The organism is Clostridium sp. OM05-6BH (genome assembly GCF_003481635.1).
Lineage (GTDB): Bacteria > Bacillota > Clostridia > Lachnospirales > Lachnospiraceae > Butyribacter.
Genome location: NZ_QULH01000001.1, coordinates 329,214 through 350,116 on the forward strand (window position 1 = coordinate 329,214; position 20,903 = coordinate 350,116).

Annotated in this window: 14 protein-coding genes and 1 other RNA gene; 1 reads left to right on the plus strand and 14 read right to left on the minus strand. The window is 43.1% G+C overall.

Annotated features, from left to right (window positions below; genetic code table 11):
- Positions 1–159: 159 nt before the first annotated feature.
- The 6 genes from DXB73_RS01530 to DXB73_RS01555 form a co-directional block, all read right to left on the minus strand.
- Complete coding sequence (locus DXB73_RS01530) at positions 160–1,263, minus strand: asparaginase domain-containing protein (protein WP_182448167.1); 1,104 nt, start codon at positions 1,261–1,263, stop codon at positions 160–162.
- Positions 1,264–1,389: 126 nt separating this feature from the next.
- Positions 1,390–3,807 carry a leucine--tRNA ligase gene (gene leuS / locus DXB73_RS01535; RefSeq protein WP_118689917.1) on the minus strand — a complete coding sequence of 806 codons (2,418 nt, stop codon included), beginning with the start codon at positions 3,805–3,807 and terminating at the stop codon, positions 1,390–1,392.
- A gap of 249 nt (positions 3,808–4,056) precedes the next feature.
- Positions 4,057–5,388 carry an ATP-binding protein gene (locus tag DXB73_RS01540; RefSeq protein ID WP_118689918.1) on the minus strand — a complete coding sequence of 444 codons (1,332 nt, stop codon included), beginning with the start codon at positions 5,386–5,388 and terminating at the stop codon, positions 4,057–4,059.
- 16 nt (positions 5,389–5,404) lie between these two features.
- Complete coding sequence (locus DXB73_RS01545) at positions 5,405–6,079, minus strand: response regulator transcription factor (protein WP_118689919.1); 675 nt, start codon at positions 6,077–6,079, stop codon at positions 5,405–5,407.
- Positions 6,080–6,108: 29 nt separating this feature from the next.
- Positions 6,109–7,872 (minus strand): Na/Pi cotransporter family protein, encoded by a 1,764-nt coding sequence (locus tag DXB73_RS01550; RefSeq protein WP_118689920.1) that lies wholly within the window; start codon positions 7,870–7,872, stop codon positions 6,109–6,111.
- A 421-nt stretch (positions 7,873–8,293) separates the two neighbouring features.
- The gene (locus DXB73_RS01555; protein ID WP_022025701.1) at positions 8,294–8,881 is read right to left on the minus strand and encodes a ribonuclease H family protein; all 588 of its coding nucleotides are present in this window, start codon (positions 8,879–8,881) and stop codon (positions 8,294–8,296) included.
- Between the two features lie 165 nt (positions 8,882–9,046).
- Between DXB73_RS01555 and DXB73_RS01560 the strand changes: the two genes are divergently transcribed.
- Positions 9,047–10,126 carry a type II CAAX endopeptidase family protein gene (locus DXB73_RS01560; protein WP_182448168.1) on the plus strand — a complete coding sequence of 360 codons (1,080 nt, stop codon included), beginning with the start codon at positions 9,047–9,049 and terminating at the stop codon, positions 10,124–10,126.
- Between the two features lie 329 nt (positions 10,127–10,455).
- Here DXB73_RS01560 and DXB73_RS01565 read toward each other — a convergent pair whose 3' ends face one another.
- The 8 genes from DXB73_RS01565 to DXB73_RS01600 form a co-directional block, all read right to left on the minus strand.
- Positions 10,456–11,865, minus strand: coding sequence for an amidophosphoribosyltransferase (locus tag DXB73_RS01565; RefSeq protein ID WP_118689922.1), 1,410 nt, complete (start codon positions 11,863–11,865; stop codon positions 10,456–10,458).
- Positions 11,866–12,180: 315 nt separating this feature from the next.
- Positions 12,181–12,524: a transfer-messenger RNA gene (gene ssrA / locus DXB73_RS01570) on the minus strand.
- Between the two features lie 314 nt (positions 12,525–12,838).
- Complete coding sequence (locus DXB73_RS01575) at positions 12,839–13,303, minus strand: DUF6465 family protein (protein ID WP_118689923.1); 465 nt, start codon at positions 13,301–13,303, stop codon at positions 12,839–12,841.
- Positions 13,304–13,531: 228 nt separating this feature from the next.
- Positions 13,532–13,888, minus strand: a complete 357-nt coding sequence (spoVAE, locus tag DXB73_RS01580) for a stage V sporulation protein AE (RefSeq protein WP_118689924.1) — start codon at positions 13,886–13,888, stop codon at positions 13,532–13,534.
- 329 nt (positions 13,889–14,217) lie between these two features.
- Positions 14,218–15,276 carry a stage V sporulation protein AD gene (spoVAD, locus tag DXB73_RS01585; RefSeq protein ID WP_243104700.1) on the minus strand — a complete coding sequence of 353 codons (1,059 nt, stop codon included), beginning with the start codon at positions 15,274–15,276 and terminating at the stop codon, positions 14,218–14,220.
- 107 nt (positions 15,277–15,383) lie between these two features.
- Positions 15,384–19,472, minus strand: coding sequence for an efflux RND transporter permease subunit (locus DXB73_RS01590; protein ID WP_118689925.1), 4,089 nt, complete (start codon positions 19,470–19,472; stop codon positions 15,384–15,386).
- Positions 19,473–19,498: 26 nt separating this feature from the next.
- The gene (locus DXB73_RS01595; RefSeq protein ID WP_118689926.1) at positions 19,499–20,521 is read right to left on the minus strand and encodes a S66 peptidase family protein; all 1,023 of its coding nucleotides are present in this window, start codon (positions 20,519–20,521) and stop codon (positions 19,499–19,501) included.
- The gene (locus tag DXB73_RS01600; protein WP_118689927.1) at positions 20,518–20,886 is read right to left on the minus strand and encodes a hypothetical protein; all 369 of its coding nucleotides are present in this window, start codon (positions 20,884–20,886) and stop codon (positions 20,518–20,520) included. Before DXB73_RS01600 ends, DXB73_RS01595 begins: the two co-directional genes overlap by 4 nt.
- Positions 20,887–20,903 lie beyond the last annotated feature (17 nt).

Consider the following 20,903-nt stretch of genomic DNA (forward strand, 5'->3'; position numbering starts at 1 on the left):
CAAAATCTAGAAATCACTAAAAACGTAAATGCGGCAAGGCAATTTCTATAGATCCCTTATGGCAGAATTGAGTCTCTGGGAACTGCAAAATGTATAGCAGCTTTTGACATAATAAGCAATATGTGGGTGAAAGACCGTTGAGGGTATGCGAAGTTTGCGTCATATACTAAAATTGGGGAGATCGCCCGGAATCGGTTTGGTCATCCATTCTTTTGCTGAGTATCCGCTGCATAGCAGAAGCCACAGTTTCATATACATTGCTACCGGCGATGCCATCGGTAATACGATCATTCCGTATTTTTCATAGACGTATGTGCTTTCGTAAACCATGTCCGCATCCATGCCGCATAAAAAAATGGGGATTTTCCGGTTTGCCACCTCATAAAAGAATTTATCCGCTTCTGGTGTTTCACTGCAGATCGTGCCGGCATGATACGTATGATGCAAAATTGCCTGTATTCCGTCAAAGTTCATCGGATAACGCATCCCCGGATGTGGGTAGATCAACCCGATCGGTGCATCCCATTGATCCGGTGCCTGCAGGGAAGGTCTATCGGTAAGCCTCTCTGCATTGTTCCATGCATAGTACACTTTTCCGGCGACGAAACACTTGGTGCCTTTTTCATAATGACCGTATTCCATACCACCAACACTATACACTTCATCACTGTAAGGCTGATGTCCAATGATCGCTGTTCCTAAGTGAATCCTTGGGATCCCATCCCCATTCTGATACGAAACATACACACCTTTTTGCTTGCAGTCAAATGCTAAGAACTGCACAGCATATTGAAAATTATAAGCACCATTTGCTCTTGGATCTGTCAATACATAGTTGCTGGACACAAAAACCATCGGAATGTCACAATCGCCAAACAGATAGCCCATCGCAGCCGCTGAATATGCCAACGTATCTGTGCCATGCATAATGATCACTCCATCTAACCCGGAATACATAGCAGCACTATCTTCTGCTGCTTCTTTTTTCTCTAAAGTCACCTTTGCACTGCCTGTATACTTCGCCTCACTGACCACCTCTCGAATGCTCTGAGCCAACTGTGCGATCGTTAATCCGGTACTATTTTCACTGAGAAGTGTATACGGATGATATACCTGATAGGTGATTTCTTCCACACGACCATCTCGTTCTACACAAGGCAACGTGTCTAACAGACCATCCGCTGCTCCGGTTTTCGTACCGATCACATCTCCGGCTAACGTACTCCCGATCGTCCCTCCGGTAAATAATACAGCGATATTCATAACGCTCCTCCTTCCAAACATGAAAAGCCCATTTCCAAGGCAAAACATTAACCACCGTTCCGCCAAGGAAATGGACTATTAACATCATAAAATACTATTTCGCAACGACCGTTTCATTGCTGCATGTTATTTTGCTACAATATTAACGATACGCCCCGGCACATAAATCTCTTTGATAATGTTACCACTCAATTTATCACCCAAAGCTTCTTTTGCCTTAGCAAGCACATCGTCTTTCAGATCTTCTTTGCCAATAGAAATTGTTGCTTTGGTCTTACCGTTGATCTGAACAGCGATCTCCACAGTAGACTCTACGGTCTTCTCTTCGACATACTCCGGCCAAGACTGCTGGTACAATCTGCCCTGTCCCCCAACGATTTCCCAAAGTTCTTCGGTAATATGCGGTGCAACCGGATTGAGCAATGTAATAAGTGTCTTATATTCTGCCTTATTGATCGAATTCTTCTTATAGAAGTCATTGATCAATGACATCATTGCCGCGATCGCTGTGTTAAACTTCAGATTCTCGAAATCACCGCTGACTTTCTTGATCGTCTGATGCATCTTGATCTCCATATCTGCGGAATACTCATCACCTTCTGTCAAGAGTGTCTGCAGCTTCCAAACTCTCTCTAAGAAACGGCGGCATCCTTTCACACCATCTTCAGACCAGGAAGCGCTCAAGTCAAACGCACCGATAAACATCTCATACGTACGCAGTGTATCTGCACCGTAATCACGTACAATATCATCCGGATTTACAACGTTTCCTCTGGACTTACTCATCTTCTCACCGTTTTCACCAAGGATCATGCCGTGAGACGTACGCTTCTGATATGGTTCCGGTGTCGGTACAACTTTCTGATCATACAGGAATTTGTGCCAGAAACGGGAATACAACAAATGCAGGGTCGTATGCTCCATACCACCATTGTACCAGTCAACCGGCAGCCAATATTTCAATGCTTCCGGACTGGCAAGTGCTTCTGTATTGTGTGGATCCGTATAACGCAGGAAATACCAGGATGATCCTGCCCACTGCGGCATCGTGTCTGTTTCACGCTTTGCCGGTCCACCACAGCATGGGCATGTTGTATTTACCCAATCCGTCATTGCCGCAAGTGGCGACTCACCGTTGTCTGTTGGCATATAACTGTCTACCTCCGGAAGCAGCAGTGGAAGCTCACTCTCATCAAGTGGAACGTACCCACATTTCTCGCAGTGTACGATTGGAATAGGCTCTCCCCAATATCTCTGGCGGGAGAATACCCAGTCACGCAATTTATAGTTTACTTTACGGTTACCGATCTTATTCTCTGTCAGGAAATCTTTTACCTTTTCCTTCGCTTCTTCTACGCTTAATCCGGTCAGAAATCCTGAATTTACCATCTGTCCGGTTGCTACATCCGTAAATGCTGCTTCATTGATATCAACAGGACCTTCTTTGCCCTCTACTACCTGAATCATTGGAAGTCCGAACTTCTTCGCAAACTCCCAGTCACGGTCATCGTGTGCAGGCACTGCCATGATCGCACCGGTACCATAAGTCATCAATACATAATCAGAAATCCAGATTGGGATCTCTGTATTGTTGATCGGATTAATTGCCTTGAAACCACCTAACACAACACCGGTCTTATCCTTAGCAAGCTCTGTACGCTCAAAGTCAGACTTCTTGGCTGCCATCTCGCGATACGCAACAATGTCATCCCAGTTTGTGATCTCATCCTTGTATTTATCAATGATCGGATGCTCTGGAGATACTACCATATAAGTAGCACCAAATAACGTATCCGGTCTGGTCGTATAAACACGGAGTTTATCTTCTTTGCCGGCAATACTAAAGTCAACCTCTGCACCTTCGGAACGTCCGATCCAGTTTCTCTGGGAAGTCTTAACGCGGTCAATGTAGTCTACGTGATTCAATCCCTCTAATAACTTATCAGCGTAATTTGTGATCTTAAGCATCCACTCACTCTTTACTTTGCGGACAACTTCAGAACCACAGCGCTCACATACGCCATTTACTACCTCTTCGTTAGCAAGACCAACCTTACAGGAGGTACACCAGTTGATCGGCATTTCCTTCTTATAAGCAAGACCCTCTTTGAATAACTTTAAGAAGATCCACTGTGTCCATTTATAATATTCCGGATCTGTCGTATTGATCTCACGATCCCAATCGAAAGAATATCCCAAAGAGTGTAACTGCTCCTTAAAACGAGCTACATTATTCTTCGTTACGATCTTAGGGTGAATCTTATTTTTGATCGCATAGTTCTCTGTTGGAAGACCAAAAGCATCCCATCCCATTGGGTAAAGTACATTGTAGCCCTGCATACGACGTTTTCTTGCGACGATATCCAATGCCGTATATGGTCTTGGATGTCCTACGTGAAGTCCCTGTCCGGATGGATATGGGAACTCTACCAACGCATAAAACTTTGGTTTCGTATAATCGTTTGGTGTATGGAACGCTTTCTCATCATCCCATACCTTCTGCCATTTCTTTTCCACTGTGTGATGGTTGTACATTTCTGCCATAACTTCCTCCGTTCCTGTGCGTACTTTCTGCAAAGACTGTTCACAAACTGATCACTGCCGGCTTATGCCTAAAGTCTCACTGACAACCAAATCACTGCTGTCCGTACGCCCGACATATCTAATAATTCATAAAGGTACTGTGCAAAATTGCCACAGTACCTTTCATTGTACTATATTGCGTAAATTTGTCAATAATTAACCCGGCGACTTCGGCAATTTATGAACCCAGCAACTCCGGCAATCCTGTAATCAACTCAGCGACTTTGGTAATTCTATTCGTATCTGTGTACCAACCTGCGGTTCACTCTTGAGAGACAAAGTACCATGAAGCTGCACAACAATATGTTTTACGATCGCCAAGCCTAAACCCGTACCGCCTGTTGACTTTGATCGGCTCTTATCCACTCGGTAAAAACGTTCAAACACGCGAGTCTGATGCTCTTTTGGAATACCTATACCGGTATCTTTCACTTCCAAATATGCGGTATACTCATCTGCCATTCCAACGTTCAGGCACACCGATCCATCCTTTTTGTTGTATCGGATCGCATTGTCCACCAAATTGTACATCAATTCATCGATCATCTGCAGGTTTGTTCGGATCACACAGCTTTCCGTCTGCGTCGTCAATTGCACCTGATGCTTCTGTGCACTCATCTGCAGCAGCTCCACACAACGCCCTGCTGCCGTCTGCAGATCAACGTCTTCTAACAGAAGTTCCGGTCCGGTCGAGTCAAGCTCCGACAAACGGATAATATCATTAATTAACGACAACAGCCGATTTGCATTTTTATGGATCTTAGCAGCAAAAGCGAGTACATCATCTCCCTGCACCATCCCATGACTGATCAACTCCGCATAACCGGAAATTGCAGTAAGCGGTGTTTTCAACTCATGCGAGACATTTGCCGTAAATTCCTGTCTGATCTCTGCTGTCTGCAATATCTCTTTGTGCTGCTTTTGTATTTTTCGCACAAACGGTCGAAGTTCCTTATACACACTCGTTACATCCGAATCGTTAATATGCTGTGCAAGTTCATCGATCGGCGCCACAATACTTTTCGTGAGAAAATGCGCCACGAAAATACATACAATGATAACGATACATATAAACGATAACATGATCGGCAGTGCTGACATTAAAATTCCTATAATACTACTGCTATTCTTAGCCAGACGAAGTATATTACCATTGTCCAAACGCACCGCATAATAAATCGTATTGTCTCCGATCGTCTCTGAATGACGTATCGTATTTCCCTCGCCATATTTGAGAGCTTCCTTGATCTCCTCGCGGTTTTTATGATTCCCCATCGATGCTTCATCTGCCTCAGAATCATACAATACCGCTCCGTCTGTATCTACTAGAGTAATACGAAGAGGCGTTGCGATCTTAACCTGACCGTTTTCCGCTTTTTGATCTGCGTACACCGTCTTTTTTAAGGTCTGTGCATAAATACGCAGATCATCGATCACTTCCTGTTTCAGTACTGTATAATTGACAATAGTGGCAAGCAAAGTCGTTACTATGATTGCCACTATCGTCAACAATACGAAAAGCCAATTAATTCGTTTTCGCATGGTTCATTATCTCCTATCACTCTTCCAATTGATATCCTACGTTACGCACCGTTCGGATCTTTTTACCTGCATCCCCCAGTTTGTGGCGCAGTGTTTTGATATGCATATCTAAGGTGCGGGATTCTCCCTCGTAATCCATGCCCCAAATACGCACCATAATATCCTCTCTCTGCAGCACGATCCCTGTATTGCTCATTAACATTTTTAATAGTTCATATTCCTTATAAGTCAGCGTGATCGGCTCCCCCGACACTTTAACCTGACGTTTCTCATCGTTAAGTTCGATCTCGCCAACCTTCATCTGCCTGATCTCATGATTTTGCATGCTTCGACGTAATAATGCCTTTACACGGGAGATCAACTCCATCACGCCAAACGGTTTTGTAAGATAATCATCTGCACCACGATCCAGCCCCTTGACACGATCTAATTCTGTTGTTTTGGCCGTCACCATAATGATGGGAACATAACGGGATTCTGCCCATTGACGCAGCTTTTTGACAATAGATAATCCGTCCTCATCCGGCAACATCACGTCTAACACGATCAGATCCGGTACCTTTTCATAAATGCGGCTCCAAAACTCCTTGGCAGAACCAAATTCCTCTACGGTATATCCGGAATTTTTGAGGGAAAACGCCTCGATCTCCCGAATGTTCACATCATCTTCTACAATATAAATATGTGCCATTGTCTTTCACCAAACCTTTCCTTTGTGCGCTATGATGGCAACCGATATTCTTTGCAGTACTCTTCAAACATCTGTTCAAAGAACGGATCTTCATCCTCTTTCAATTTATCCAAATACTCATGCATTTCATAACCGTCTGCCTGCGTCTGTATCAAACATACCGCAATGTTGGAGCAATGGTCTGCCACACGTTCAAAATTAGTCGTAAGATCCGATAATACAAAACCAAGTTCGATCGTGCATTTGCCTTTACGCAGACGTTTTATATGCTTTTTCTTGATCTCATCATTCAAGCGATCGATCACTTCTTCTAACGGTTCTACCCGACTCGCCTTGATAATATCTGACCGATCATACGCATCAAAAGTTATATCTACAATATCTTTTACTGCGGCTTCATAAACACGCAGCTCCTTTTTTGCCTTATCGGAAAACTTTTTCTTCATATTATGGAACTGCTCTGCCGATTCCATAATATTATAGGCATGATCGGAAATACGCTCGAAATCACCGATACAGTGCAATATAAGCGATACCGACTGTGAATCCTCATCCGACAGCTCCGCATTTCCGATCTTCATCAAATAGGTTCCGATCTCGTCCTCGTAATGATCCACGGTCGACTCAAGCTCTGCCACTTTTTTTGCCTGTTCTTCATCATACTGTTCAAACAGGTCGATCGCATATCTGATTGAATTTCTGGCATCCTCTGCCATCTGCAATGCCGCTGTTTTGGCCTGTGCAACTGCAAAAGACGGTTTTTCTAAGAAACGCTCATCCAACACATGTAACGTTGTCTCCATCTGCTTCTCTTCGGCACTTTCCGGGATCGTCCAAGTTGCCAGGCGCACCAGGATACTCCGAAATGGAAGCAGCAATGAAGTTGCTAATACGTTAAAGCACGTATGCACGATGGCAATACCCATGACACCTGCTGCCTGACCCATAAAGGAAAATCCGATGAACGCATTTAACAGATAAAACAACACCATAAACAAAATCGTACCAATTAAATTAAAGTAAAAATGTACTAACGCTGCTCGCTTTGCATTTCTGTTGGCTCCTACCGCGGAAAGCAATGCAGTAATACAAGTTCCAATGTTCTGACCCATGATGATCGGAATGGCCGAGGAATAGCTGACCGCTCCCGTCAGACACAATGCCTGTAAAATACCTACCGATGCGGAAGAACTTTGGATCACAGCCGTTAATATCGTTCCGGCGATCACTCCTAAGATCGGATTCTCAAATACCGTAAACAGTCTTGTAAACTCTGGCACATCTGCAAGTGGTTTCACTGCTTCACTCATCGTGTCCATACCAAACATCAATACCGAAAAACCAATCATGATCGTTCCAATATCTTTCGGTCTGCTCGACTTGGCAAATAAGATCATGCTAACACCAACGATTGCTAAAATCGGTGTAAACGAACTTGGTTTGAGCAATTCTACGAATAAATTGTCACCTTGAATACCGGTAAGACTAAGCAGCCATGATGTCACCGTGGTACCGATATTGGCTCCCATAATAATGCCAACCGCCTGATTGAGTTTCATGATCCCGGAGTTGACAAATCCAACCACCATAACGGTTGTTGCCGATGACGACTGGATCACCGCCGTCACACCGGCACCCAAAAGCACCGCTCTCATCGGTGAACTGGTAAATTTTTCCAAAATCTGTTCCAGTTTACCACCGGAAGTCTTGGCAAGCCCATCTCCCATCACATGCATTCCATACAAAAACAAAGCAAGCCCGCCTATCATTGTCAATACGCCAAATATATCCATGCTTATCCTCATTTCCACGCACACAAGTTATCTGGTTCTGGTGCGTTATTTTTACATACATTTTACATAGTAGTTGCAAAGTCCAAATAAATCTTATGTAAAATCTATGTAAAGTTTTTTTACATTCACAATTTTTGGCTGTATTGTATACCCTACTCAAACTTCGCACATCAAAAATTATCAATACCTTGCTTCCGGGACTTCGAGTTCCCGAAGGGCATGTAAATCAATCATCAGAGACAACAAAATCTAGAAATCACCTAAAACGTAATTGCGGCAAGGCAATTACTATAGTTCTCTGCTGGCAGAAATCGCTATGTTGTGGCTGCAAAATACTTAGTATTCTGACATAATAAGCAATCTGTGACCTGGCAGTAGCTTTGGATGTGCGAAGTTTGAGTACCTTACATGATCTGTAAGATCAGACAATCCCTAATGCCTGTTTTGCCAGCATATCTGCCATATCGTTATAGTGATCCCCTGAGTGCCCCTTTACTTTCTGAAAAGTCACATGTACCTGGGACTTGATACTATCATAAAATGCTTTATAAGCCTGTGTCCCTTCTTTGCCAGCTTTCCATTCGCCCAGACACCATTTTGCGATCCCCTCATAGTCGTGCACGATCGTGATCTCTGACAGCCCCTCGGCAACTGCGTATCGCATCGCACATTCTGCACCCTTGATCTCCCCTGCGACATTATGCATTGCTGCAAGCGACGGATCATTTAACTTCTCCTGAAAACAGAGTTCTTTCCCATCCCGTAAGATCACAACGCCATAAGAAAATTCCCCGGTCCCGCTGTGATAACTGCCATCTACATAGGCAACCACGCCGGATCTTTCGACCTGTTTCGTCTCTCCTGTCACAAAGGCAAGCGCCTCTGCCGCCGTCGGAAAGCTTTTATAAACGGCACCGGAATAGCCATCCACTTGTGCTTTACAATCAGCCCACGTTCCATAAACTCCCGGTGTTCGTCCTGTCTTTACCGCATAAAACTTTTTTGCCATGCAAAATCCCCTTTCTGACACATATATCTTTACACATTTTCATTTACTGTAGCATACTATCTAAACGGATGCAATTTTGATTCATCTTTTCAAACGGGCAATAATATCGTAAAATAGAAAGTGCACTTACTTTGTGCAACAAAAAGAAAGGTGATGTATAAATATATGACTACACAAAATAATCGATTGACACCCGGTTTATCGAACAATCTGGTACAATCCGATGGAGTCACGAAAACGCAAAAGCAAACCATCTTTGAAAATATGAGCGACGGCATCATTACCGTAACCGCAGACGGTTTGATCAATTATGTCAATTCTGCCGCAACACAGATCTTTGATCTGTCGGAAGAGTCACTGGTAGGACAATCCTTTGCAGAAACACTGCTCTCTTCCCGCAAAAACAAGGCATTTAACCGACTGTTCAAAAAATGTTCCAAAAAGAACTGCCCTTCCTCCAAAGAAACGGCAACATACACAACCCCAGAAGGTCAAAAGCATCTGCGCATTACTATCAGTCTGGTCAAACAATCAACAAGTGCAGATTCTGAATATGGTATGCTTATACTTGTTGAAGATATTTCCGATGCCGAAAATCTTAAGCAGCACGAACGCGACTGTGCACTTCTGTTTGCCGGTATCGTGATATGCATTACGCTGTATCTTTCCGCTTGGAGCCTCATCCGCTTCACCTTACATATTCCACTAAAAGCCTCCTTTTATACACTAATGATCGAGGCAATGACATTGATCTTGTTTTTGGAGATCATCTTTTTTACGAGTTTTTCTCTAAAAGATGTCGGTCTGATACCGCGAAGAAAAAATATTCTTTCCAATATAAAGCAAACGGCAACGATCTGTCTTTTTGCAATAGCCGTGCTGCTTGTGGGTAAATTATTTTTACGTGTTCTTGGTGCTCCGGTCAAACAAAACTTTATGGGTGGCTCTGTGCATGGTGCCGTCACGTATTTATTCACTGCACTGCTGCAGGAATTTTTAGCACGTGGTGTCATTCAAACCAGCGTCAAAAACTTAATGCGTGTCAAACACCAGATCCCGGTCAGCATCTTTTTGACGTCAATGCTCTTTACGTTAATGCATCTTCCTTATGGTTTTATTTTCATGATGGGTGCTTTTTTGCTAAGCATTGCGCTCGGAATCCTCTTCGAACAGCAAAAAACAATCTGGGGCTGCTTCTTCCTACACTGGAGCATCGGTTACCTGGCCATGTGCCTATTCTTTTAAGATCAAGGCATTCAAGCTTCCCATACCCCACTATCTCACACGGACACATATTGCTTATTATGTCAAAAGCTGCTATACATTTTGCAGTTCCCAGAGACTCAATTCTGCCATAAGGGATCTATAGAAATTGCCTTGCCGCATTTACGTTTTTAGTGATTTCTAAATTTTGTTGTCTCTGATGTATGATTTACATGCCTTTCGGACAACTCGAGGTATGGGAAGCTTTAGTTAGGCATTTTTCTGACATTCAAAAGGGCATTACAGGATCCTACGTGGAAACTGTAATGCCTTTTCATTATGTTTCGATTTTTTGTTGTCTGGACAGTCGATTATTCTTTGCCGTCCCAGCAGTATGTGCAGAGATTTTCTACCGGAATACCAACAGATTCCAGCATATCATCCAAACGATTATACTGCAGTGAAGTAAATTTCAATTCTTTACGAATTTCCTCGATCATCTGATCATACTTCTCAGAGTTTGGATCGGTATATTGCTGCAATACCTCATTTGGCACCTCGTCCGTTCCCTCCAATTTTGCGATCACACGTCGTGTGATCAGATCCATTTCGGAAGAGGAACGCGAAAAGTTCAAATACTTGCAGCCATATACTAACGGTGGACACGCCGGACGGATGTGTACTTCTTTCGCACCACTTTCATATAAAAATTCCGTTGTCTCACGAAGCTGTGTTCCACGCACAATAGAATCATCGATCAGCAGCAGCTTTTTATCCTTGATCAATTCATGAACAGCGATCAGTTTCATCTTGGCGATCAAATTACGCTGGCTCTGGATCGTTGGCATAAATGAACGTGGCCATGTAGGAGTGTATTTAATAAATGGTCTGGAAAATGGAATGCCGGACTCATTGGAGTAACCGACCGCATGCGCGATTCCAGAATCCGGTACACCTGCTACAATATCCGGTTTGACATTATCACGTTTTGCCAGACAGGCACCACAACGATAGCGCATTTCCTCAACGCTGACTCCCTCATAGGAACTGGACGGATAACCATAGTATACCCATAAGAAGGTGCAGATCTTCATATCTTTGCCCGGAGCAACTAACGTTTTGACGCCCTCTGTGGTAATGACGTCAATCTCCCCAGGACCAAGTTCTTTATAATCATGATAGCCCAAATTGCGATATGCAAAGTCTTCAAACGTCACACAATACGCATTTTCCTTTTGTCCAATTACGATTGGTGTACGTCCATACTTATCTCTGGCCGCATAAATTCCTTTCGGCGTCAGCAGCATCAAAGTCAAGGATCCATCGATCGTCTCAAGCGCATAACGAATACCATCGATCAGGTTCTCTTTTTGATTGATCAGCGCAGCTACCAACTCTGTTGCATTAATGTCACCGCCACTCATCTCCAAGAAATGTGCATGTCCCGTATCAAAAATATCCTGAACGATCTCATCCATATTATTGATCTTACTTACCGTTGTAATTGCATACGTTCCATGATGAGAACGCACGATCAGCGGCTGTGGCTCATAATCAGAAATACAGCCAATTCCCATATTTCCTTTCATTTCCTGCACATCTTTGTCAAACTTTGTACGAAATGGGGAGTTCTCGATATTATGGATTGAACGATCAAATCCATTCTCTCCGTATACCGCTAAGCCGCCTCGTCTCGTACCTAAATGCGAATGATAATCTGTTCCAAAAAACAGGTCAAACAAACAATCTTCTTTGGACACCACACCAAAAAATCCGCCCATAAAATGCCTCCATTTCTAAACACGTCTTGTGTACTTTAGTACCGATTCCTTATTTTCATTGCTGGCATCTTTTGATACCACACACAGCACTCATTATTTTATCAATTCATATAGTCAGTTGCAAGACCTATTTTTAAGAAGCACTATCCTAACCGATCCTATCAAATATGCAGATTTCCTATTCCATAAAAATAACGGCACTGTATATTGCTTTCGCAATATACAGTGCCGTTATTTTTACTTCCAGCGATATACTAAACAAAATATATTCCTATATACGATAATATCGAACGGAGAGTTCGACTTGTTTAGCTTGAGTGGAGCTGCGGGGAGTCGAACCCCGGTCCGAACCCAGATTCAATGTACTTCTACTGTCATAGTCAGTGTTTTAACATTCCCTCCAAGCAGCGCCCACTAACAGGCTATGCTCTTTGGTAGCTTCATAGATTTTCCGTCATCGCAAAGCTTTGACAACGGAGTGTCCCGCAGGTATGACACCGGCTACCTTAGCGGCGGGGCGCTAAGACCGATGAGCTGCGCTTAGGCAGCTAATGCTAAATTATCTTCAGCGTTTAATTTTAAATCGAACTTTTTACGTGGTGTCCGACCACGGACAGCTTCTCCATCTGCAGTGAGCCCGTCGAAACCAGTACAACCCCTTGTTGTAACCGGTAGATGCGTTATATAAAACGCTCACCAAAATGTTTCTGCTAACATTACGTTATGCAAATATAACACTTTTTATACCATCTGTCAAGAATACACCGGACAGAATTTGGGACTATGAGGCTGCATATATATTAATTAATGTGTCGCGTAATAATTATTATGGAACTTTGGCACACATTCGGGTGTGCGAAGTTTGAGTTATAAATAAAAAAACGACAGAAACAAGTTGTTTACCGCTTATCTCTGTCGTTTACTATGTACAACATTTCGTACACTATTCAATTTCTATAAATGAATGACCAAATTAAAACTCAACATATTTTCCTTCTGCTTTATCATTGATAACATAGTATGCTTTACGCTCTACCGGATCAATATAAACACGCAGGGATTTGATAGCTCCAACACGATGTCCCTCAGCCTTATATACCTCATGGATCTTCTCAATAATGGAAGCTGTCTTAAACTGCTCACCATCAAACTCAACAAATACTTCCTGTATTTTCTCTACCGGTTTCTTAACAGTTTTCTTTCTAGGCTTTCTTGTCTTCTTCTCTGCCACTTTCTCTTCTGCCTTCTTTACTGTCTCTTTCACAGCCGGCTTAACTTCTGCCTTAGCAGCAGGTTTTTCCTCTGTCTTCTTAACAGGTGCCGGTGCTGCAGCTTTCACCTCAGGTTTCTTAGCTGCTACTGCCTTCATTGCAGTCTCTACAGATGTGTTTTTTGCTGGTGCTTTGGTCTGTGTTGCTTTCTTAATTGTCTTAGCCATTTTTCTTCTCCCTTTCATAAATAAATCAATCAAAGAATTTATACATTTACTAACGCTTACAATGGCAAGTTTATACCCAATAGAGCGCAGTTGCAAGGGATTTTTAAAATTTTGTTAGTTCTGTATATTTTTTTACTTATTTTTGTTTTTTTTTATTCAATTTGCAACACAAAAATAACGAATTAAGAAACATTTTTCCAAAGCACCCGTTAAAACCTTAACATTTCACTAATCTTTCATCTTCGGTTTGAATATGAGAGAACCCAAATATCCAAAAATTAACGCTGCAGATACTCCTACTGCACATGCACTAAATCCTCCCTTAAATAAACCAATAAATCCTTCTGCATCTACCGCTTTTTTTACTCCTTGATATAGGACATTTCCAAAGCCAAGCAAAGGGACTGTCGCCCCTGCTCCTGCCCATTTAGCAAATGGCTCGTACACACCGATTGCCCCAAGTACAGCACCACTGCATACCAACAGTACCATAATCCGTCCAGGTAATAGCTTTGTATTATCCATTAATATTTGCACAATAACACATATCAGACCGCCAACAATAAACGCCAATATATAATCCAATGTGATACACCTCTTTCCACTAATTTTGCATTCAAGATCATCAAAAATAATGATTTTTTTGTCTATTTTTTATTTCCTATTTTTCCACTTTACAACCGGGATCTTCTCCTTTAATTATTTGTTATTTTTGACCCTTTTTATCAAATAATTATCATTAATTTATTGTAATGTTACTCAAACTTCCCATGCCTTAACTTGTCCACAACCACCTATTACTGATTATGTCAATGACCACTAAACATTTTGCAGTTACTAAAGATTGACTTCTGCCGTAAGAGATCTATAGCAATTGCCTTGCCGTATTTTCGTTATGGGAAGTTTGAGTCATGTTAATTAGAAATAAGGGTTTCCAATCTTACGGCGTGTGCAATTCCCGGAATGCTATTACCTTCGTTAAAACTGACGACTGACAGCAATGCTCCCGTTGGAACAAACAACACTCGTTTCCATTCTCCGATCTCCAACTGTTTCAACACATACCCGGCAAGCATGACCGCACTGCATCCACAGCCGCTGCCGCCTGCCTGTGCTTGTGCATCCCTGCCATATATCTCAATACCACAATCAATATAACGATCTGCAATATCATACCCTTCTGACCGCAAAATGTCGATTAAAATATCTTTGCCAACCATCCCCAGATCTCCTGTAATGATCTGGTCATACTCTGACGGATCTGTTCCGAAATCTTTGAAATGTGCTGCGACCACCGATGCGGCTGCAGGGGCCATACAGGCACCCATGTTCATCGTATCTTTCACACCATAATCAACGATCTTTCCGGTCGTAATCCCGGTAATTTTGGCCATTCCCTGTTTCTGATCCCCTTTACATATCACAACGGCTCCACTTCCTGTCACCGTCCAAGTCGAGGCTTTAGGACGCTGATTTGCATAGCCTAGCGGAAAACGAAATTGTTTTTCAGCACTGGCAAAATGGCTGGAAGTCATTGCAAGTACATAATCTGCGAATCCACCTTCTACAAGCATAGAACCGATCCCGATGGATTCTCCCATCGTCGAGCAGGCTCCATACACCCCAAACAACGGTTTATCAAATCCTGCTAAACCAAAAGAAGACGCCATAAGCTGTCCCAGGAGATCGCCCGCCACAATGTAACGGATCGCCTCTTTACCACAGCCTGCTTTTTGAATAGCAAGTTCTGCGGCACGCTCCTGAAGTCTGCCTTCTGCGTCTTCCCATGTATCTCCACCAACCTTAGGGTCTGACTCGATCTGGTCAAATACATCACCAAATGGGCCATCCCCTTCCTTTTGCCCTACTACAGATGCAGCAGCGCAAATGATCGGTGGCTCTTCAAATTTCACACTTTGTATTCCCTGCTGTTTCTTCAAACCTACATCACACCTTTCTCTGTTTTCGCTCAATGCAGTATTGCCTTACAATTGCAGATACCCAGCTCTTTACAAGAAAGTATTTCCGATATAGTTTTTTTTATTCGAGTTTTGCTAACAACACGCGCTTTTTTGTCCCTTTATTTATCCTCATCCATCAAATTGCTCTCGTCTCCAAGGTCAATCTTTTTCATCTTTCTGCGATAGAAGATATCGTAGAATACCGGAACAATAAACAATGTCATAAGCGTTGCATACAGCAATCCTCCGATCGTTACGATCGCCATACCACGAGACATCTGTGCACTGGTGTCTGTGCTAAATACCATCGTTGACATAGCAAGAACTGTCGTAAGCGCCGTCATTAAGATCGGGCGCATACGGGTAACCCCTGTCTCCACCAATGCGTCTTTTTTGGATACGCCATCCAGACGAAGCTGGTTGACATAATCTACAAACACAATACCATTGTTTACAACGACACCGGCCAATACCAAGAATCCCATCATTGACATAACAGACAATTCCTCGCCTGCGATCAAAAGACCAAGCAATCCACCGGTGAATGCAAGCGGTATTGTAAGCAACACGATAAACGGCGACAAAAGTCCTTGAAACTGCGCTACCATGATCAGATAAATGAATAAGATAGCAAGCGAGATCATAAGGAGCATGTTTTTCATCATCTCATTATTTGTCTCGCTCTCACCGGAAATCTTCACATCGTAGCCATCCGGTGTTTCGTATTTGTCAAGCTGCTTCTGCAGATCACGGCTAAGCAATGTTGCATTTTCGCCATCCTTAACCGATGCCGTTACCGAGATCATGTTTGAAAGGTTTTCACGTTTTAACGTTGTCAGGCTCTTCGCCTCTTTCACATCCGCAAATTCTTTCAGCTTATGAGTCTCTTTCTTCTGCTTGCCCTGATCGTCCGTTACTGTCGTTTCAAACTTATAAGACAGTAGGTTGTTCGTCTTTAATTCATCACGATCATCGACAAGTTTGACCTTGTAATCCTGATCATCTACCGTGATCGTTGTCGCTTCTTTATCCGTGGATAATTTACCGGACAGCTCTTGGAAGACCTGCGCTACCGTAAGTCCATAGCGCATCGCCTTATCTTTATTCACACTGACAACAAGTTCTTTTTTGCCCTCTTCCTGCCCATTGGTAATATCCTCGTACTTGTCAGTTTTCTCGAGCATTTTCATCACATCTTCGCTGATCTTTTCTAACTTCGTTGTGTCCTTGCCGTAAATATCGACCTGCACACCAGATGCCATCATACTCGACATATCCATATTTGATTCGGATACAGAATAATCATCCAACTTCTTCTTGCTCAGGATCTTTTCGATCTTAGCTGCTATCTCTTTATTTTGATCAGCATACTCTTCATCCAAAATGATCATTGCATTAAAAGACTTGCTGGTTCCGCCGCCCGTCGAAAGTCCCATCATGGAAGAATTATCTCCCATCAACGCTCCAACCGTCTTAACACCTTTGATCTTACGCACTTCTCCGGCAATCTCATCTGACAATGCGTAATCCTGCTCGGTCGATGTTTTTTCCGGCATCGTATAGGAATAGGACATCTGCTCACTGCCCATTTCCGGCATAAATACAATTCCCATCTGTGTCACTTTCCAAACAGAAAAACCAAGTAAAAATACGGCGATCAAGATTGGAACCGCTTTCCATTTCAAACAGAACCGCAAAATCTTTTCATAAGCCACCTGAACAGCATGGAAGAATCGATGCTTTCGATTTGGCTCCTTACGCAAAAGTGTCGCACCCATTGTTGGTACAACAGTCAACGCAACGATCAAACTTGCACTCAAACTGTAAGCGATCGTCAAACACATATCCTGCATGATCTGACGAGTAATACCATCCGTAAAGATGATCGGCAGGAATACGCAGATTGTCGTAAGCGTTGATGCAAAAATAGCCCCTGCCACTTGATTGGCTCCCATCACTGCTGCACGTGCTGCTGAAACTCCTTTTCCTCGTAATCGATAGATATTTTCAATGACGACGATCGAGTTATCAACCAGCATACCAACACCCAATGCCAAACCGGACAAAGAGATCATATTCAGCGTTATGTTCGTAAAGTACATAAGCACAATGGCAAACAGTACGCTAAGCGGAATGCTGAAAGCAACGACTACCGTAGGACGGATATCCTGTAAGAACAGGAATAATACTACGATTGCTAATAATGCTCCCCACAACAAGTTAGAAATAACGGAGTCAACGATCATTTTGATATAATCACCTTGATCCATTAACTTTGTGAAGTGCAGACCATCATATTTTTCTTCCAGTTCTTTCATGCTCTTGGCACAGTTTTTGGACACCGTAGACGTTCCTGCTGTACTCGCTTTGGAAACACCAATAATGATCGCATCGTTACCATTTAATTTTGCATAAGAATCTGCACTATTGTTTACTACTGTTATATCCGCCACATCCTGCAGGCGAACATTTCCGATATCTTTCATATGGCAGAGCAGCGTCTTTTTGAGGGCATCAATGCTCTTATACTGATCTCCTACTTTGAGCAAATACTGTGTCTTATCTTCATTAATGTATCCTGCCGGCATCGAAAAGTTTTCCGCCGTCAAAATACCTGCCAGTGTCTCCTTCGTCAACATCTGATCAAGATTCGCTTTTTTGAGCGCCTCTTTCTTGGAGTTATGGAAGGATTTCTTCGCATTATCTAACTCCTTTTCACTATTTTCCAAAGTCGACTTTGCGGACGCCATCTGTGCATTGGCAGAACCAAACGCCGCGGCCGCTGTGATCTTACCGGTTTCAACTTTCTCGTATTGACTCTCCGCCTTACTGATAGACTTTGTCACTTGCTTTACGACCGCCTGTGCGGCTGCGATCTCAGTCTTTAAGTTCGCAAGCTCTGTATCGATCTGCGGGATACGAGTTTCTACAATATCGTACAGGGATTTCAGACTCTTCTTTGTCATCGACTTGGCAATCTTACTCTGTCCCTGTGTTTTGAGCATGTTTTTGTAAGCCGTCAATTTGGACGGATTGTCGATCGCATCCTTGACACTGGTTGGCAATGCGGCTTTCTGCTTCACTGCCTGTGTTGCCGTCGCACTTTCTGCCTGTGTTCCAGCTGCTTCTTTTAGAGTATCTGCAGCATTACCAAGCTGTTTCAAATACGTGTCTACATTGCTGTCCGTCACTGTCACATTAAGACCGGTCTGTTTCAGCGTTTCCTGTACCATTGTATTTAAGATCTGCTTGTAAATCGTCGTATACATTGCCTGATAAGCAGTTCCACCCTTGGCAAAACTATTCTGAATTGTCGCAAATCCTTTGTTCATCTGCTCATACGAGGATACTACTTTATTTGTCGTATAGGCTTTCTTCTCACCATTTAACGCCGACTGACTCGCCTTTAAGCTTGCAAGCTGGGATTCGTACGCAACTTTTGTCGCAATTGCCTGATTCATCATCTTGCTGAACTTTGCAAGCTGTGCAGATTGTTTTCCCTGTTGCTGCGACAGTTTCTTCTGCTGAGACTCTAACTGTTTTTTCCCCTCTTGAAGCTTTTTGCTGCCATCATCAATTTTCTTTTTGGCTTCTGCGAGTGCCTTGTCTGTCTTTTCCAACACACGGGCATTGACGTCATCAATCTTATCCTGGTTTAATACAACCTCAATTGATTCCTCAACCATACCATTTGTCGAAACACTTGCCACACCATCACCGCGCTCCAGCGCCGGCAAAATATTATCATCCACAAACTTGGCAAGTTCCACACGGTCTTTGCCCTCATAATCGACACTTGCCATAACCGTTGACATCATGTCCATCGAGATTTCCATGATCATCGGCTGTCCCGCTGTATCCGGTAGTTCCAACTGATTGACCGCCGAAGACACTTTTACCATGGCAGCATCCATATTCGTATCATCCTGAAACTGCAGCATGACCATACTGGAATTTTCTGCAGAATTACTGGTTACTTTTTTTACACCATTCACAGTACCAACTGCACTTTCCATCGGTTCTGTAATGTCCTTTTCTACCTTTTCCGGGGCAGCCCCCACATAGGTCGTAATCACCATCATATATGGCATATTCATGTTTGGCAGAAGGTCCGTTGTCATTTTAGAATAGCTGACACCTCCAAGTACCAATACAATAATAACACCGACCAAGATCAAAAATGGTCTTTTCACACTAAATTTAGGCATATCTCCGCCTTTCTATTACTGTAAGATTAAAATTTATACTGAATATCCAACGCACCATCTGCGACCGTCACGCTCGCTTTGCCACCACTAATAATCGGCAGCATCGGCGGTAAATGTCCGATATCGACATCCATAACGATCGGCACTTCATATTGACGAAGCATAGAAACTACAGCTTCATACTGATCCATACCAAAAGCCTCTTCCCCAAAGGATAACGGTCTCCCGATCAAAAATCCTTTTACGTGCCGGAACCAGCCGGCATGCGATAATTGCCACAATGTTCGACGTATGCTCATAACATTCAGATCACACGCTTCCATAAACCAGATCAATCCGTCCTCCTGATATCTGTCCGCAAATTCTTTTACCATATCGTACTTGGTACCGACTAAATTTCCTAAGCAGTCTAAACATCCACCGATCAAACGCCCTTCCATACGGATCGGCTGCTCTGCAGGTTCACAGTGCAATACGACCGGTTCCGTAACATGATACGGCTCCAGCGGATTATCCTCCGTCTTTAAGGATTCCTTTTCCCACAATGGATAACTATGTATTTCCTGCTTGTTGCCACGTAACAGATCATACGCATCCTGTATTGCCGGATGCCATGTTCTCATTCCAAACGCCGGTGCACAAGGTCCGTAAATCGCGGCAGTATCACAAAGCGTTGGAAGCAAAAATGTAAGATTCGTATTGTCCGAATATCCCATATACCACTTAGGCGGCAATGCAGCGATCCGTTCAAAGTCAATATAATCCAACACTTCACACATTAATTCGCCACCACCACAGGAAAGCAGCACATCTACTTCCTGCTTTGCAAAAAATGTATTGATCTCCTCTCCACATTTTGGCGGTGTATTGCTAATCCCAATTCCACTGCCTTCGTAGCAGTTCGGGCCTAGTATCATGGTATGTCCCAATGCCGCAAACGTTTTCTGCGCAGCATCAAAACCACTCCGGTAAGGTTCCATATTACAGCCAAAGGCCGGTGCAACAAAACCAATCGTCCCGGACGCGTCCAAAAATTTCGGTATTCTCATTTGTTCTCTCCCTTTTTCGGAATTTCATGAAACGCTTCTTTGCTTAATTTATCATAACAACGATACATCGTCTGTACAGAATTTTCCAAAATATAATAATGTCTGATATAAGGGATCAGCAGCACAAGCAGGAGACACTCCAGTCCAAAAAATGGCACAGAAGGGGCCACTGCGCATATACCAAAGGTCACTACCGCCAATAGCGCAAAAGTGACCGTGACGATCAAATGAATCAGTCGTTCATGCTGAAAAAATCCAATCTGCACAAGCACCTGCTCACATATTTTTTTCCGTTCTTCATCATCGTATTCTTTGAGGTAAATACCTTTCAGATAAGAGACATATTGTATAATTCGCTGTTCCATCGCAAAGCCTCCCTGCT

What these genes read in the sequence shown, in the direction of transcription:
- DXB73_RS01550 (WP_118689920.1), bottom strand. Translation starts at nt 7,872, where the DNA reads ATGGATATATTTGGCGTATTGACAATGATAGGCGGGCTTGCTTTGTTT.
- leuS (WP_118689917.1), bottom strand. Translation starts at nt 3,807, where the DNA reads ATGGCAGAAATGTACAACCATCACACAGTGGAAAAGAAATGGCAGAAG.
- DXB73_RS01590 (WP_118689925.1), bottom strand. Translation starts at nt 19,472, where the DNA reads ATGCCTAAATTTAGTGTGAAAAGACCATTTTTGATCTTGGTCGGTGTT.
- DXB73_RS01565 (WP_118689922.1), bottom strand. Translation starts at nt 11,865, where the DNA reads ATGGGCGGATTTTTTGGTGTGGTGTCCAAAGAAGATTGTTTGTTTGAC.
- DXB73_RS01560 (WP_182448168.1), top strand. Translation starts at nt 9,047, where the DNA reads ATGACTACACAAAATAATCGATTGACACCCGGTTTATCGAACAATCTG.
- DXB73_RS01540 (WP_118689918.1), bottom strand. Translation starts at nt 5,388, where the DNA reads ATGCGAAAACGAATTAATTGGCTTTTCGTATTGTTGACGATAGTGGCA.
- DXB73_RS01530 (WP_182448167.1), bottom strand. Translation starts at nt 1,263, where the DNA reads ATGAATATCGCTGTATTATTTACCGGAGGGACGATCGGGAGTACGTTA.
- DXB73_RS01595 (WP_118689926.1), bottom strand. Translation starts at nt 20,521, where the DNA reads ATGAGAATACCGAAATTTTTGGACGCGTCCGGGACGATTGGTTTTGTT.
- DXB73_RS01600 (WP_118689927.1), bottom strand. Translation starts at nt 20,886, where the DNA reads ATGGAACAGCGAATTATACAATATGTCTCTTATCTGAAAGGTATTTAC.
- DXB73_RS01545 (WP_118689919.1), bottom strand. Translation starts at nt 6,079, where the DNA reads ATGGCACATATTTATATTGTAGAAGATGATGTGAACATTCGGGAGATC.
- DXB73_RS01555 (WP_022025701.1), bottom strand. Translation starts at nt 8,881, where the DNA reads ATGGCAAAAAAGTTTTATGCGGTAAAGACAGGACGAACACCGGGAGTT.
- DXB73_RS01575 (WP_118689923.1), bottom strand. Translation starts at nt 13,303, where the DNA reads ATGGCTAAGACAATTAAGAAAGCAACACAGACCAAAGCACCAGCAAAA.